Annotated in this window: 11 protein-coding genes; 9 read left to right on the top strand and 2 right to left on the bottom strand. The window is 63.8% G+C overall.

Annotation, left to right across the window (positions count from 1 at the left end):
• The first annotated feature begins 21 nt into the window (after window positions 1-21).
• The 9 genes from J2X11_RS13435 (at window position 22) to J2X11_RS13395 (ending at window position 12,819) form a co-directional block, all read left to right on the top strand.
• On the top strand, window positions 22-1,308 hold the full coding sequence (locus J2X11_RS13435; protein WP_309971886.1) for a hydroxyacid-oxoacid transhydrogenase: 1,287 nt from the start codon (window positions 22-24) through the stop codon (window positions 1,306-1,308).
• Window positions 1,305-4,118 (top strand): FAD-binding and (Fe-S)-binding domain-containing protein, encoded by a 2,814-nt coding sequence (locus tag J2X11_RS13430; RefSeq protein WP_309971885.1) that lies wholly within the window; start codon window positions 1,305-1,307, stop codon window positions 4,116-4,118. Before J2X11_RS13435 ends, J2X11_RS13430 begins: the two co-directional genes overlap by 4 nt.
• Before the next feature lie 15 nt (window positions 4,119-4,133).
• Entirely contained in the window at window positions 4,134-4,859 is a 726-nt protein-coding gene (locus J2X11_RS13425; protein ID WP_309971883.1) for a maleylpyruvate isomerase family mycothiol-dependent enzyme, read from the top strand.
• Between the two features lie 242 nt (window positions 4,860-5,101).
• Window positions 5,102-5,476, top strand: a complete 375-nt coding sequence (gene rpsL, locus J2X11_RS13420; protein WP_309971881.1) for a 30S ribosomal protein S12 — start codon at window positions 5,102-5,104, stop codon at window positions 5,474-5,476.
• Window positions 5,476-5,946, top strand: coding sequence for a 30S ribosomal protein S7 (rpsG, locus tag J2X11_RS13415; RefSeq protein ID WP_309971879.1), 471 nt, complete (start codon window positions 5,476-5,478; stop codon window positions 5,944-5,946). Before rpsL ends, rpsG begins: the two co-directional genes overlap by 1 nt.
• 77 nt (window positions 5,947-6,023) lie before the next feature.
• Window positions 6,024-8,135, top strand: a complete 2,112-nt coding sequence (gene fusA, locus J2X11_RS13410; protein ID WP_309971877.1) for an elongation factor G — start codon at window positions 6,024-6,026, stop codon at window positions 8,133-8,135.
• Between the two features lie 90 nt (window positions 8,136-8,225).
• Window positions 8,226-9,419 carry an elongation factor Tu gene (gene tuf, locus J2X11_RS13405; RefSeq protein ID WP_309971875.1) on the top strand — a complete coding sequence of 398 codons (1,194 nt, stop codon included), beginning with the start codon at window positions 8,226-8,228 and terminating at the stop codon, window positions 9,417-9,419.
• A 139-nt stretch (window positions 9,420-9,558) separates the two neighbouring features.
• Complete coding sequence (locus J2X11_RS13400) at window positions 9,559-10,473, top strand: cation diffusion facilitator family transporter (protein ID WP_309971873.1); 915 nt, start codon at window positions 9,559-9,561, stop codon at window positions 10,471-10,473.
• A gap of 69 nt (window positions 10,474-10,542) precedes the next feature.
• Complete coding sequence (locus J2X11_RS13395; RefSeq protein WP_309971871.1) at window positions 10,543-12,819, top strand: DUF6351 family protein; 2,277 nt, start codon at window positions 10,543-10,545, stop codon at window positions 12,817-12,819.
• Here the strand turns inward: J2X11_RS13395 and J2X11_RS13390 are convergent, their stop codons facing one another.
• Entirely contained in the window at window positions 12,820-14,649 is a 1,830-nt protein-coding gene (locus J2X11_RS13390) for an AMP-dependent synthetase/ligase (RefSeq protein WP_309971869.1), read from the bottom strand.
• A gap of 14 nt (window positions 14,650-14,663) precedes the next feature.
• Window positions 14,664-15,842, bottom strand: coding sequence for an acyl-CoA dehydrogenase family protein (locus J2X11_RS13385; RefSeq protein ID WP_309971867.1), 1,179 nt, complete (start codon window positions 15,840-15,842; stop codon window positions 14,664-14,666).
• Window positions 15,843-15,877 lie beyond the last annotated feature (35 nt).

Below are 15,877 nucleotides of genomic sequence, written 5' to 3'. Positions count from 1 at the left end.
TCGATCAAGGAGTCTCACGAGATGGCGTTCCGCCCCGATCAGCCCGAAACTGTCTTCACCTATGGTGCACCCGGACTCAAGTTCGGCGTCGGTGCGCGCCATGAGATCGGTTTCGACCTCGGACAGCTTGGTGCCCGTCGGGTTCTCATCGTCACTGACCCGGGCGTCGCCGCTACTGGCGCGCCGGCCGAGATCGCCGAAACGCTGAAGGCTGCCGGGATCGAAAGCGTCGTGTTCGACCGATCCCGGGTCGAGCCGACTGACGCCAGCATGATCGAGGCGATCGAGTTCGGTCGCTCAGAAGGACCGTTTGACGCGATCGTCGCTGTCGGTGGCGGCAGCAGCATCGACACGGCCAAGGCCGTCAACCTGCTCACGACCAACGAGGGCGAGTTGATGGACTACATCAACGCTCCGGTCGGGAAGGCCAAGCCTCCGACCTCGCCACTTCTCCCGCTGATCGCCGTACCGACGACAACCGGAACCGGCAGCGAGAGCACCACGATCTGCGTGCTCGACGTGGTCAGCCAGCACGTCAAGACCGGCATCTCCCACGCACGACTCCGTCCCACCCTCGCGGTCGTCGACCCGGAGCTGACGCTGAGCCAGCCGGCCGGTGTCACCGCCGCTGCGGGTCTCGACATCCTGTGCCACGCGCTCGAGAGCTACACGGCTCGCCCGTACGAGTCGTACGAGCACAAGACCGCCGACCAGCGCGTGCCTTACTGCGGCTCCAACCCGATCGCCGACATGTGGTCCGAGAAGGCGCTGAGCCTGATGGCGATGTCATTTCGTACCGCGGTCCACGACGGCGGCAACCTGGCGGCCCGTACCGAGGTCGCCATGGCGGCGACCTTCGCTGGCCTCGGCTTCGGCAATGCGGGAGTGCACATCCCGCACGCGAACGCTTATCCGATCGCCGGCCAGGTGCGCGACTTCCGCCCCGACGACTACGACGCCGACCACGCGATGGTCCCGCACGGTATGGCGGTGTCGCTCACGGCGCCGGCAGCGTTCAGGTTCACGTTCGATGCCTCCCCGGATCGTCACGTACGAGCTGCTGAGCTGTTGGCTCCCGGCGCCACGCGACCGGACAACGCAGCCGAATTCCTGCCCCAGGTGCTGACCGAGTTGATGCGAGACGTCGGCATCCCGGCGGGCATTGGAGCGGTGGGATTCGGCGAGGGCGACATCAACTCACTGGTCGAAGGCACCATGAAGCAGCAGCGACTCCTGGCGACCGCGCCCGTGGAGGTCACCGAGGACGATGTCGCGCACATCCTCGACGAGTCGATCGAGCTCTGGTGACCGTATTTGAGACCAAGACGACCCACGACGTCGTCGGTGAACTGAAGCGTCTGGGAGTCGAGGATGTGGACGACTCGGCGCTGGCGCGTGCGCTCTACAGCACCGACGCCTCGCTCTATCGCGTCATCCCGCAGGTCGTCGTACGCCCGCGATCCGTCGAGGAGGTGCTCGCGACGATCGATGCCTGTCGCGCGACCGGTACGCCGTTGACCTCCCGCGGCTCTGGTACGTCGATCGCCGGCAACGCCGTGGGCACCGGAGTGGTGCTCGACTTCTCACGTCACCTCAACCGCGTGCATGAGATCGATGTCGAGGCACGTACGGCACGTGTCGATCCGGGTACGGTGCACGCCGTGCTGCAGAAGGCTGCCACGGCTCAGGGCCTCCGGTTCGGGCCCGACCCGTCCACGCACACCCGATGCACGGTCGGCGGCATGATCGGCAACAACGCGTGTGGCTCACGTGCTTTGGCGTATGGCCGGACCTCCGACAACGTCGTCGCCCTCGACGCCGTGACAGCAGCGGGGGAGCGGCTCACCCTTGGCGCTGACCAGGAGATGTACCCGGTGCTGGATCGACTCAAGGCAGTCGTCGCCGACGGCCTCGGCACCGTGCGTACCGAGTTCGGGACGTTCGGCCGTCAGGTCTCGGGCTACAGCCTCGAGCACCTGCTCCCCGAGAACGGCTTCGACGTCGCCACCTTCATGGCTGGTACCGAGGGCACTCTCGCGACGCTGACCTCGGCCACAGTTCGCCTGGTCGAGGATCCGGCGCACCGCCTGATGCTCGTGCTCGGGTACGGCTCGATGGCCGAAGCAGCGGACGACGTACCGGCACTTCTCGATTTCTCGCCAACGGCGTGTGAGGGTCTCGACTCCCGCATCGTCAACGTGGTGCGCGACAACGGTGGGTCGGTCCCGGATCTGCCGCGCGGCCAGGGCTGGCTGTTCGTCGAGATCTCGGGCGCCGACGAGCGAGAGATCGCCGACTCGGTCAACAAAGCTGTGGCAGCGTCCGCGGCACTCGACAGTCGCATCGTGACCGACTCGCGTGAGCAGGCTGTCCTGTGGCGAATTCGCGAGGAAGGCGCCGGACTCGCGACTCGTACGCTTCCGCGCAAGGCCCTCTCAGGCTGGGAGGACGCAGCAGTGCCGCCGGACCGTCTGGGCACCTACCTGCGCGAGCAGGATGTACTGCTCGCCGAGTACGGCCTTGATGGTGTCCCGTACGGCCACTTCGGTGATGGCTGCGTTCATATCCGCATCGACTTCCCGCTCGACGATCCCGGAGGGCACGACGTCTTCCGCAACTTCCTCGTCGAGGCGGCCACCTTGGTGTCATCGCTCGGCGGCTCGCTGTCGGGCGAACACGGCGACGGTCGGGCCCGCTCGGAGCTGCTTCCGCTGATGTATTCGGACGAGGCAATCGACCTGTTCGCCAAGGTCAAGGGCGTATTCGACCCGGACGATCTGCTCAACCCGGGTGTTCTCGTACGACCGAGTGCGATGGATGCCGATCTGCGCGGACCTGAGTCGTCGAAGGGGCGCCTCGACCAGCGTCTGGGTCTGCGACTCCTCCACGACGAGGGTGACTTCGGCAAGGCCGTTCATCGTTGCACCGGCGTCGGCAAGTGCCTGGCCGACAATCATGGCTCGAACGGCGTCATGTGCCCCTCGTTCCAGGCGACGCGCAATGAGAAGGACTCGACCCGCGGCCGTGCTCGGGTTCTGCAGGAGATGATCGACGGCCGTCTCGTCAAGGGCGGCTGGCGTTCACCGGAAGTCCACGAGGCGCTCGACCTCTGCTTGTCGTGCAAGGGCTGCGCCAACGATTGCCCGACCGGTACGGACATGGCGACCTACAAGTCCGAAGTGCTGCACCAGTCGTACAAGGGCCGCATTCGCCCCCGCAGCCACTACATTCTTGGCCGCTTGCCGTTCTGGGCTCGGCTCAGTTCGCGGATCGCCTGGCTCGCAAACCTCGGGCTCAGCACGCCGGGCGTACGTTCTCTGGCTCGCTGGGCAGCGGGTGTCGACCAGCGCCGCAGCTTGCCGATGTTCGCGCGGGGAAGCTTCAGTCGCTGGGCCCGCAAGCGGCCCGCGCTTGGCGCGGGCCGGCCCAAGGTCCTGTTGTGGGCGGACTCCTTCACGGACTTCTTCTCGACAGTGGCTGGTAAGTCCGCGGTCAACGTCCTGGAGTCGGCTGGCTATCAGGTCGAGTTCCTAGCCCGCTCTGCCTGCTGCGGACTGACCTGGATCACGACGGGTCAGCTCGACAAGGCGCGGTCGATCGTTGGCGACGCCGTCGCGCAACTCCACCCGTACGTGACTGATGGAGTGCCGATCGTCGGTCTTGAGCCGTCCTGTCTCGCGGTGCTGCGATCGGACGCCGTCGAGCTTCTCGACGATCCGCGCGCGGTCGACGTGGCGCAGGGCGTATTCACACTGTCTGAGCTGCTGCAACGTACGGACGGATGGGTCGCGCCCGACCTGACTGGCACGACTCTTGTCGTTCAACCGCACTGCCACCAAGCCTCGGTGTTCGGCTTCGAGGCTGACCTGGCGATCCTCGAATCGACCGGTGCAACGATCGACAGGTTGTCCGGCTGCTGTGGACTTGCGGGCAACTTCGGAGTCGAGAAGGGGCACTACGAGGTCTCGGTCGCCGTTGCCGAGCTGCAGCTGCTGCCAGCCGTGCGTAACGCTCCACCCGGCGCAATCGTTGTCGCAGATGGATTCTCCTGCAGAACCCAGCTCCTAGACCTGGCTGACCAGCCTGCAGTGCACCTTGCCCAGCTCCTCGATCAATGACCGGAAAGATGCCTGATGGATCATCTGCTTGAGCTCGGCTCCGGTATGGCTCGCTTCACCGAGCTCGCGTCAAGGGCGACGGGCGACGAACCCGTACCCAACTGCCCCGACTGGACGACACGCGACCTGATCCAGCACCTGGGCACAATTCACCGCTGGGCTGGGGCGATCGTGCTGAGCGGACAGCGCCAGGACCTGCCCAAGCCGATCTACGGCGAGGACCTCGTCGAGTGGTACGCCGGGACTGCCGCAGCTCTTCTGGCCGCGCTCCAAGCCGTCGATGTCGACGAACCGACCCCGAACTTCTCATTGATCGACGAAAAGGCTGGATTCTTCCATCGCCGGCAGATGCACGAGGTGATCGTTCATACGGTCGATGCCGCTCAGGCGCTCGGTGTGCCCGAGGACGAGTGGCGCATCGCGCCCTTGTTGGCGGCCGACGGTGTTGAAGAGGTCCTCCGGGTGTTTTTCCCGCGTATGACCGCTCGAGGCAAGCGGCCGAACGTACAGTCGCGCATCCGTCTGACGGCGACCGACACCGGTCAGAGCTGGTTGATGGGCCCTGCTGAAGGTGCTGGATTGCCGCCCGTTCTGCTTCATTCATCGTTCGACGCCGACACCACGGTCGAGGGCAAGGCTGCGGATCTGTACCTCGCGCTGTGGCACCGGGTGCCCATGGACCGGCTCACGTTCGACAACGAGGACGGCCGCGCCCTGTTCGATGGGCATACGACGCCGTAAACCTCGCCTTTTGCCCTGAACTCACGAGGTTTCGATCGTCTGGCGGCTTCGCCGCGTTCCACTCAACCTGCCTCAGCGTTCGGCCGTGGACGGCCTCAGCTTCCGCATTTGGAACTTACGCAGGCAGCCCGGTAGTATTTAGGGCTGTGCCTGAAGTCTTCAGGTCGATGCACGCATCCTGCCGGGACACGGCGGCGAGTGCATGACGAATCATGGCTAACACCAGAAGAAGGATGTTTGTAGTGCCCACGATTAACCAGCTGGTCCGCAAGGGCCGCCAGCGCAAGGTCGTCAAGACGACGACTCCCGCGCTCAAGGGTTCACCTCAGCGCCGCGGTGTTTGCACCCGCGTCTACACGACCACTCCCAAGAAGCCCAACTCGGCTCTTCGTAAGGTGGCACGTGTGAAGCTTTCGAGCGGAACTGAAGTCACTGCATACATCCCCGGCGAGGGCCACAACCTGCAGGAGCACTCGATCGTGCTCGTTCGCGGTGGCCGCGTGAAGGACCTTCCCGGTGTTCGCTACAAGATCGTTCGCGGCGCCCTCGACACGCAAGCTGTCAAGGGTCGCAAGCAGGCTCGCAGCCTTTACGGCGCGAAGAAGGAGAAGAGCTAATGCCTCGTAAGGGTCCCGCGCCCAAGCGCGTAGTCGAGACTGACCCCGTTTACGGCAGCCAGCTCGTCACCTCACTGATCAACAAGGTGCTCGTCGACGGCAAGAAGCAGGTTGCCCAGCGCATCGTTTACACCGCTCTCGAAGGCACTCGTGAGAAGTCGGGCACCGATCCGGTGATCACCCTCAAGCGCGCGCTCGACAACGTCAAGCCGTCGATCGAGGTCAAGAGCCGTCGCGTCGGTGGCGCGACCTACCAGGTCCCGATCGAGGTTCGCGCCTCGCGTCAGAACACTCTGGCTCTGCGTTGGCTCGTGAGCTACGCCGGTCAGCGTCGTGAAAAGACCATGGCCGAGCGCCTCATGAACGAAGTTCTTGACGCGTCCAACGGTCTCGGTGGAGCTGTCAAGAAGCGCGAAGACACCCACAAGATGGCCGACGCCAACAAGGCGTTCGCTCACTACCGCTGGTAAGACGTCCCGCCCCCGCCTCTTTGAGGCGGGCGGGGCATCCCAGACTCATTCAAGACTCTTTCTAGGAAAGCTTTCTCGTGGCTACAGAAATCACCACCGACCTCAAGCGGGTCCGCAACATCGGCATCATGGCGCACATCGACGCTGGCAAGACCACGACGACCGAGCGCATTCTGTTCTACACCGGTATCAACTACAAGATCGGTGAAGTTCACGATGGCGGCGCCACGATGGACTGGATGGAGCAGGAGCAGGAGCGCGGCATCACGATCACGTCGGCCGCGACGACTTGCTGGTGGAAAGACAACCAGATCAACATCATCGACACCCCCGGTCACGTGGACTTCACCGTTGAGGTTGAGCGCAACCTGCGCGTCCTCGACGGTGCTGTCGCCGTGTTCGACGGTGTGGCTGGTGTCGAGCCGCAGTCCGAGACCGTGTGGCGTCAGGCTGACAAGTACGGCGTTCCGCGCATGTGCTTCGTCAACAAGCTCGACCGCACCGGCGCAAGCTTCGACTACTGCGTCAAGACGATCCGTGAGCGCCTCGGCGCAACGGCTCTCGTGCTGCAGGTCCCGATCGGTGCCGAGGGTGATTTCATCGGCGTCGTCGACCTGATCGGCAACCGCGCCCTCGTATGGCGTGGCGAGACCGCGATCGGTGAGGACTACGAGGTCGAAGAGATCCCCGCGGACCTCGTCGACAAGGCTGCAGCTGCACGCCAGGAAATGATCGAGACGCTCGCTGACCACGACGACGACTTCGCCGAGGCTTACCTCGACGGCGCCGAGATCACGGTCGAGCTGCTGAAGCCGGCCATCCGTCGCGCGACCCTGGCCGCCAAGCTCAACCCGGTCCTGTGTGGCACCGCGTTCAAGAACAAGGGCGTTCAGCCCCTGCTTGACGCTGTTATCGACTTCCTGCCCTCGCCGATCGACGTTGGAGCCATCACCGGCCTCGACCCCCGCGACGAGAGCAAGACCGACACGCGTGAGCCCAACGAGTCCGAGCCGTTCGCCGCACTGGCGTTCAAGATCGCTTCGGACCCGCACCTCGGCAAGCTGACCTACCTGCGTATCTACTCGGGTCGCCTCGAAGCTGGCTCCACGGTCATCAACGTGACCAAGGGCCGCAAGGAGCGCATCGGCAAGATCTACCAGATGCACGCCAACAAGCGCGCTGAGATCGCTGCCGTCGGCGCCGGTCAGATTGTCGCCGTCATGGGTCTCAAGGACACCACGACCGGTGAGACGCTGGCCGATCCCAACAAGCAGATCGTCCTCGAGTCGATGACGTTCCCGGCTCCCGTGATCCAGGTTGCGATCGAGCCCAAGACCAAGAGCGACCAGGAGAAGCTCGGCACCGCTATCCAGCGCCTCGCCGAGGAAGACCCGACGTTCCAGGTCCACACGGACGAAGAGACCGGTCAGACGATCATCGCCGGAATGGGCGAGCTGCACCTCGACATCCTGGTCGACCGCATGAAGCGCGAGTTCAACGTTGAAGCCAACGTCGGCAAGCCGCAGGTCGCCTACCGCGAGACGATCAAGCGCAAGGTCGAGAACGTCAGCTACACCCACAAGAAGCAGACGGGTGGCTCGGGCCAGTTCGCCAAGGTCATCATCAGCATCGAGCCGACCGGCGTTTCCGTCGGTGGCGAGGGTGGCTACGAGTTCGTCAACAACGTCTCGGGTGGTCGCGTTCCTCGCGAATACATCCCGTCGGTTGGCGCCGGTGCCGAAGACGCCATGCAGTTTGGTGTCCTCGCCGGCTACCAGATGGTCGACGTCAAGGTGACCCTCGAAGACGGCGCGTACCACGACGTCGACTCCTCGGAGCTCGCGTTCAAGCTTGCCGGCTCGATGGCTTTCAAGGAAGCCGCGCGCAAGGCCGATCCAGTGATCCTCGAACCCGTTTTCGCGGTCGAGGTCACTACGCCCGAGGATTACATGGGCGACGTGATCGGCGACCTCAACTCTCGCCGTGGCCAGGTAAACGCCATGGAAGAGGGCATGGGAGGCGTCAAGATCGTCAAGGCGATCGTCCCCCTGTCCGAGATGTTCGGGTACGTCGGCGACCTGAGGTCCAAGACCTCGGGCCGTGCGTCATACTCGATGCAGTTCGACTCCTACGCGGAGGTCCCCAAGGCCGTCGCTGAAGAGATCATCAAAAAGGCCCGCGGCGAGTAGCCAACGACCATCTCATAAGATGGCCTGAGGTTCTCGCGAGTTCGAGGCCAACGGCGTTAACCAGCAACCAATTCTAAGAAGGAGCCCCAAGTGGCTAAGGCGAAGTTCGAGCGGACCAAGCCGCACATGAACATCGGCACCATCGGTCACATCGACCACGGTAAGACGACTCTTACTGCGGCGATCACCAAGGTGCTGCACGACAAGTTCCCCGACCTCAATGAGGCCTCGGCATTTGATCAGATCGACAAGGCGCCCGAAGAGAAGCAGCGCGGCATCACGATCTCGATCTCGCACGTGGAGTACCAGACGGAAAACCGTCACTACGCCCACGTCGACTGCCCGGGACACGCGGACTACGTCAAGAACATGATCACCGGTGCGGCTCAGATGGACGGCGCGATCCTCGTGGTCGCCGCCACCGACGGCCCCATGCCCCAGACGCGTGAGCATGTGCTGCTTGCTCGCCAGGTTGGCGTGCCCGCGATGGTCGTTGCGCTCAACAAGTGCGACATGGTTGACGACGAAGAGATCCTTGAGCTCGTCGAGCTCGAGGTCCGTGAGCTCCTGAGCGATCAGGAGTTCGACGGTGACAACGTTCCCGTCGTCAAGGTTGCCGCTCACCCGGCACTCCAGGGCGATGCCAAGTGGGCCGAGTCGATTCTCGAGCTCATGCAGGCTGTGGATGACTACATCCCCATGCCGGCACGTGACACCGACAAGCCGTTCCTCATGGCCATCGAAGATGTCTTCACGATCACCGGCCGCGGCACCGTCGTCACCGGCAAGATCGAGCGCGGCATCATCAAGGTCAACGAGACTGTCGACATCGTCGGTATCCGCGAAGAGAAGCAGACCACGACGGTCACCGGTATCGAAATGTTCCGCAAGTTCCTCGACTCGGGTGAGGCTGGCGAAAACGTCGGTCTGCTCCTTCGTGGAACGAAGCGCGAAGATGTCGAGCGCGGCCAGGTTGTCATCGCTCCCGGCACCACGACTCCCCACACGGAGTTCGAGGGCCAGGCGTACATCCTGTCGAAGGAGGAGGGTGGCCGTCACACGCCGTTCTTCAACAACTACCGCCCGCAGTTCTACGTGCGCACCACGGACGTCACCGGCGTCGTCACGCTGCCTGAAGGCACCGAGATGGTCATGCCCGGCGACAACACCGAGATGAGTGTTCAGCTGATCCAGCCGATCGCTCTCGAAGAGGGCCAGCGGTTCGCCATCCGTGAGGGTGGACGTACGGTTGGCGCCGGTCGCGTCACCAAGATCAACAAGTGAGCTTGAACTTCTAAGCTTTCTGACAAGCCCCGTCTGCTTCGGCAGGCGGGGCTTTGTCGTTTCCGGGAGTGGTTCCCATTGGCGTCCTTTTGGCGGACACGCTGTCGAGGTTTTCGCAACAGAGCCGTAGCCTTAATGGATGGGACACGACCACGCGCACGGCACCGGAGTGCGTCACAGGGGTCGTCTTGCGCTCGTCCTGGCACTGACAGTTGGTGTGCTGGCGGTTGAGGCGGTCGTCGCGTGGATCACCGGCAGCCTCGCGCTGCTTGCCGATGCGGGGCATCTGCTGGGTGACTCCTTCGGCATCTTGATGGCGCTTGCCGCGATCACGGTCGCTCAGCACGGTGGAGGCCCGGGCTCACGTCGTACGTTCGGCTACCTCCGAACTGAGGTCATCGCGGCCGGACTCAACGGTTTGATCCTTCTTGGACTTGCCGTGTGGGTCGTCTACAGCGCGATTCGTCGGTTCGGCGACTCACCGGAGCTCGAGGCGGAGCCGATCCTCATTGCTGGCGGCATTGGCCTCGTCGTCAACGTCATGGGCCTGCTCTTGCTGCGTGGGGGAGCGCAGGAGAGCCTGAACGTACGAGGCGCCTACCTCGAAGTTCTCGGTGACGCTCTCGGATCGATTGCGGTGCTCGTCTCGGCAGCGGTCATCCTCACCACTGGCTGGGATGCGGCTGACGCCATAGCTTCGCTGGTGATCGCGGCAATGATCGTTCCTCGCGCGATCTCACTGTTGCGCGAGGTCGGCGAAGTGCTGCTCGAGTCGACCCCGCGGGATGTCGACCTGGACGAGCTACGGGAGCACATTCTCGGCGTGGAAGGCGTACGCGAGGTTCACGATCTGCACGTCTGGACGATCACCTCAGGTATGCCCGTGATGAGCGCCCACATCGTCGTCGACGACTCAGTCACCGGCATGGACCACGCGCACAGCGTGCTCGACACCCTTCGCGGGTGCCTGTCAGAGCACTTCGACGTCGAGCACTCGACGTTCCAGATCGAACCCGCAGGTCACGCTGACTCCGAACAGCACATGCACCACTAGTCATAACCTTTGTCTCGCATGCGTCGTTGTTGTCCCGACGGCACGAATTGAGACAAAGGGACAAGTTTGATGCGCATTGCGGGCCCCGTAAGAATTCTTCTTGCTCTGAGCATGCTCACTGCCGGTCTCGCAACAGCTGTTCCAGCAGCCAGCGCCGCGGGAACACTCCCGATCTCGGTGCTGTCGAACCGCGCCGACCTGATCTCTGGAGGCGAGGCGCTCGTCGTCGTCGGCCTGCCAAAGACGGTGAAGGCATCGAAGGTTCGCGTACATGTCGGTTCCCGTGACGTCACCAAGCAGTTCGCGTCTCGTGCCAACGGCCAGTTTGCAGCGCTTCTCAACGGCTTGAAGATCGGCCGCAACACCGTCACAGCCACGGCTCCGGGGTACTCCGGCAAGGTCGTCATCACCAACCACCCGAACGGTGGACCAGTGTTCTCGGGTCCCCAGTCCAAGCACTACGTCTGCCAGGCGGGAGCGGTCGACAAGTCCTGCAACCAGCCCGTGAAGTATGAGCTGCTCTACAAGTCCACGAACCCGCTGGCAGCCGGACTCCAGCCGTATGACGAGTCTGACCCGCCGTCCGACGTTGCCACGACTACGACGGATCGCGGTGTGACTGTGCCATTCGTCGTTCGCCAGGAGACCGGCTATCAGGCGCGCGACCAGTACAAGATCCTGACACTCTTCCGCGCAGGTCAGCCGTGGCAGGCGTGGGCCCCGCAGGAACAGTGGAACCACAAGGTGCTTGTCACCCACGGCGGAAGTTGTGGGGCCTCCATGACTCCGGGCGAGGCGCCTTTGACTGATTTGTCGGGAACGCTTCCTGCACTCCCCGGCGTGGCCAATGTGTATGAGACTGCGCTGGGACGTGGCTTTGCGGTGATGTCGACCGCGCTCGACAACACAGGTCACAACTGCAACCTGGTCGCTGCGGCTGAGTCCCTGGTCATGGCCAAGGAGCGCCTCGTAGAGCGATATGGCCCCATCCGCTACACGATCGGTGTCGGTTGCTCAGGTGGATCGATCGCCGAGCAGACGGTCGCGAACGCCTACCCGGGCATCTATCAGGGTCTGGTGACGGGGTGCACGTACCCCGACGCCATGAGCACCGCGGCTCAGTTCGCTGACTTGCACGTGCTTCGAACCTATTTCGAGGACCCGTCACGCTGGGCGCCAGGCGTTCTTTGGTCGCCCACCCAATGGGGCGCTGTCGAAGGTCACCTGACCCACCTCAACGCGATCACCACCGACGAGCTGTTCTTGAAGGCTGCGATCAATCCATCGGAGCCGTGCCCCGGCAGCAAGCCGACAGTTGCGGGCGATCGCAGCACGTTGTACGACGCGGGGACCAACCCGGGCGGCGTGCGTTGCAGCGTGCCAGAGATGATGAAGAACCCCCTCGGCCCGCGTCCTGAATCGCGCTGGTCTGCCGCTGAGAAGAAGGTGGGCTACGGGTTTGCTGGTCTGCCAGTTGGCAACACCGGTGTCCTGTACGGACTCGGAGCACTCAAGCAGGGCCTGATCACCGCTGACCAGTTTGTTGATCTGAACGTCAAGGTCGGTGGAGTCGACATCGACGGCAAGCACATCGATGCTCGGCTTCAGGCAGACACAACTGCACTGAAGAATTCGTTCCGAACAGGGCTCATCAATGAGTTCCAGAACGTCAGCGGAATCCCGATCATCAATCATGGAGGACCGGATCCGGGAATTGCCCACGACTACGCTCACGCGTTCTGGGTGAAGGAGCGCCTCGTCCGCAGTCAGGGTCACACGCGAAACCGAGTGATGTGGTTCGGCGTCACGCCGTTGATCGGCGACATCGGCTGGGACGACGAGGCCTTCCTGAAGATCGATGAGTGGCTGGCAAACGTCGAGAAGGACAAGCGGAACATCTCGTTGTCGTCGAAGATCGAACGTGACCGTCCGGCTGACGTCGCCGACCGGTGCGCCAACATCCCGGGTCTGGAGATCATCTCCGGTCCCGACGGTCCGCTGTGCCAGTCGCGGCTCCTGCAGACCTATCTGGGAAGCCCTCGCACTGTCGCCGGGGGAGACGAGGCCAATGACCACAACCAGTGCGTCCTGAAGCCACTCGCAGCCGCCGACTTCACGACGAAGTTCACCGATGCGCAGTGGGCCTCCCTGAAATCGGTCTTCCCCAAGGGTGTCTGTGACTGGAATGCGCCGGGTGTCGGTCAGAACCTGCGTAACCAGACATGGCTCACCTACTCAACCGCCGCGGGAAGCGTCATCTATGGAGGAGCGAATCTTCCGGCGCGACCCAGCCGATCGCAAACCGGGTGGGCCAGTGCCGCGTTCAGGCCGCTTCTCGACCAGTGATTAGTCGCCGTACAGGCGACCAATGACGTCCGAGTACTTCGAGGTCACGACGCGACGCTTGAGCTTCAGCGTGGGCGTCAACTCTTCGCTCTCGGCCGTCCACTCACCCGACAGCAGCTCGAATGCCTTGACCTGCTCGGGCTTGGAAAGTCGCGCATTCGCTGCCTCGACGGCCTGTCCGACCACCGCGAGGATTGCCGGGTTCTGAGCCAGCTCGCTGAGACTGCTCGCCTCGATGCCCATCTTCTGAGCGACGAGGGGAGCGATCTCGCCGTCGAGCGTCAGCACGGCGACGACGTACGGACGCCCTTCGCCGATGACCATGGCGTGGCCGACCAATGGTGATTCCTTGAGGTAGTTCTCGATGTTGGACGGAGCGATGTTCTTGCCCGACGAGGTGATGATCATTTCCTTCTTGCGATCGACGACCTTCAGGAAGCCGTCCTCGTCGATCACGCCGATGTCGCCCGTGTGGATCCACTGCTCATCGTCGATCAGCTCGGCTGTCGGGCCGGGAGCCTTGTGATAGCCAGCGGTGTTGATCGGGCCGCGAATCAGGATCTCGCCATCCTCAGCGAGCTCAAGCTCGATTCCGTGCTGCGGTCGACCAACGGTGCCGAGCTTGAACGACGCCGGACCGTTGGAGGTGGCGGAGCCGGTCGTTTCAGTCATGCCGTAGACGTCGAAGATTCGCAGGCCCAGGCCGGCAAAGAAGCGCGCCACATCTTCGGGCATCGGCGCCGCTGCGCTGGCAGCCCACTCGACTCGGTCGAGGCCCAGAGCGCCGCGGAGCGGAGTGAGCACCGCTGCGTCCATGGCCTCGAACTGTGCCTGTAGCTCGGGTGAGGTCGTGCTGCCCGTCTGGGTCGACTCGACCCAGGCCAGGCCAACAGCGAGGGCTTGCTCGATACCGGCCTTGCGAGCGGCATCGGGTTCGGCAGCGAGCTTTGCCGAGACACCCGTACGGATCTTCTCCCAGACGCGCGGGACGCCGAAGAAGCGCGTCGGGCGTACCTCGAGCAGCGACGGAGCGAGCAGCGCCGGGTCACCGATGAGGTGTACGTGGCCGCCCTGGAACTGGGGGATGTAGATGCCAAGGATTCGCTCGGCGATGTGCGCGAATGGCAAGTAGGACAGCGTGACTCCCGGTTCGTGGAGCTCACCGGTATCGAGCGACGTCTGCGACTCGAACAACACGTTGTGGTGTGAAAGCACGACGCCCTTGGGGTCGCCCGTCGTGCCGGATGTGTAGAGGATCGTTGCGGTGGCGTCGGGCGTGACGGCTGCGGAGCGCTCGTCGACGGCACCGGGGTTGGCTGCCCGGTAGGCGCGGCCCTTGGCGATGAAGGCGTCCCAGGAATCGGCGTCCATCGTCACGACAGTCGTCTCAGGAGCGGCCTCGAGGGCAAGAGCCCAACGGGCGAGCTGGTCGGGACCCTCGAGGATCGCGATACTCGGGGAGCTGTGCGCAGCGACGTACCCAACCTGTTCGGGGGCGAGGGTGTTGTAGATCGACATGGGGATGCCGCCCGCGTGGAGCGTCGCGATATCCGCGAGTACATGCTCGGTGCGGTTGGAGCCCATGATGGCCACGGTGCCGCCGGCCGGCAGTCCTGCCTCGATCATTGCGGCGGCGAGGTCAAGTGCGGTCTCGCGTACCTGGGTCCACGTCAGGGTGCGCCATCCGTTCCCGTCGTCACCCAATTTGTCGGAGTAGGCGGGGAGGTCTCCGCGGGTAGCGGCGGTGTCGCGAAGGACATCGCACAGTGTGCGTCCGGCAATCGCGGATTCGACGGCGGCGCGGGCAGCAAGGGTCTGTTCAAGCGTCATGGGGAGTGCCTCTCTCAGTAGCTACGGGGAAGGTTCAACATCTGCGTGCCGATGTGGGCGAGGATGAGCTCCTCAGCGACCGGGATGTTCTTGCCGATGCGTGCATCGCGGAACAGCCGCTCGATGGGGAATTCCTTGGAGTAGGCCATGCCACCGAACGTCTGGAAGGCCTGGTCGGCTGCCTCCCAGGCCACTTGTGCACCCGTCAGCTTGGCGACATTCGTTTCGTTGCCGCAGGGAAGGCCTTGGTCGAAGAGCCACGCGGCCTTGTAGGCCATGAGTCGGCCGAGCTCGGTCTTGGCCTTGATCTGAGCCAACGGGAACTGGATCGCTTGGTTCGCACCGATCGGGCGACCAAACACTTCGCGCTCGCGTGCGTAGTCACAGGCGAGCTGGAGAGCAGCGTCTGCAGCGCCGACTCCGCCGGCAGCCGCCAGAATGCGCTCCGGGTTGAGCACGTCCCACAGCACGCCGAATCCTTGGTCCACTTCGCCGATGACCCGGTGTGCCGGGACGCGTACGTCGTCAAAGAACACCTGGCTCGACGTGACGATGTTGCTGCCCATCTTGGGGATGGGCTGGAACGTCAGCGTGCCGGCCTTGAGTGCTTCCTTGACGTCGACGAGGAACAGGGTGAAACCGGCCGTACGCGGCTTGGCGTCGGCTGCCGGAATGGTTCGGGTGATCGCGACCATCCAGTCGGCCCGGTCCACGCCTGAGATCCAGATCTTCTGACCCTTGATCAGGAAGTCATCGCCATCGCGGCGCGCATGCGTGGTGATGGCCAGAGCGTTGCTACCAGCATCGGGTTCGGTCAGCGCCATACAGAACTGAGTGTCGCCCGCGGCGAGGCCGGGGAGGATCTCCTTCTTCTGCTCGTCTGTGCCGTGACGCGTGATCGTCATGGCACCAAAGCCCGGAGTCAGGATGTAGAGGAACGTGCCTTGGGTCGCTCCGGTCGAGGCGAGAGCTTCGTTGGCAACAGCGAGCTCCAGGAGCCCCTGTCCGCCGCCGCCGTACTCCTCAGGAACCGAGAGGCCGAGCCAGCCGCCCTCGCCGAGAGCGGCCCACGCCTCGTCGGGGAAGCGGTGCTCCTCCTCGAGCCGTGACCAGTACGCGTGGTCGAAGCCAGACATGGCCCTCAGCACGCCTTCGCGTACGGCAACGGCTGTGTCGGGAAGGGTGAAGTCCATCAAGGAGCCTTTCGAGGTAGAGCTAGGGAAGTGTG

Origin of the sequence: Aeromicrobium panaciterrae, assembly GCF_031457275.1 — a bacterium.
Lineage (GTDB): Bacteria > Actinomycetota > Actinomycetes > Propionibacteriales > Nocardioidaceae > Aeromicrobium > Aeromicrobium panaciterrae_A.
This window is presented reverse-complemented; position numbering and strand designations above follow the sequence as displayed.

Coding starts and splice junctions, on each gene's coding strand:
- rpsG (WP_309971879.1), top strand. CDS start 5,476: ATGCCTCGTAAGGGTCCCGCGCCCAAGCGCGTAGTCGAGACTGACCCC.
- J2X11_RS13400 (WP_309971873.1), top strand. CDS start 9,559: ATGGGACACGACCACGCGCACGGCACCGGAGTGCGTCACAGGGGTCGT.
- J2X11_RS13390 (WP_309971869.1), bottom strand. CDS start 14,649: ATGACGCTTGAACAGACCCTTGCTGCCCGCGCCGCCGTCGAATCCGCG.
- J2X11_RS13395 (WP_309971871.1), top strand. CDS start 10,543: ATGCGCATTGCGGGCCCCGTAAGAATTCTTCTTGCTCTGAGCATGCTC.
- J2X11_RS13385 (WP_309971867.1), bottom strand. CDS start 15,842: ATGGACTTCACCCTTCCCGACACAGCCGTTGCCGTACGCGAAGGCGTG.
- J2X11_RS13435 (WP_309971886.1), top strand. CDS start 22: ATGGCGTTCCGCCCCGATCAGCCCGAAACTGTCTTCACCTATGGTGCA.
- J2X11_RS13425 (WP_309971883.1), top strand. CDS start 4,134: ATGGATCATCTGCTTGAGCTCGGCTCCGGTATGGCTCGCTTCACCGAG.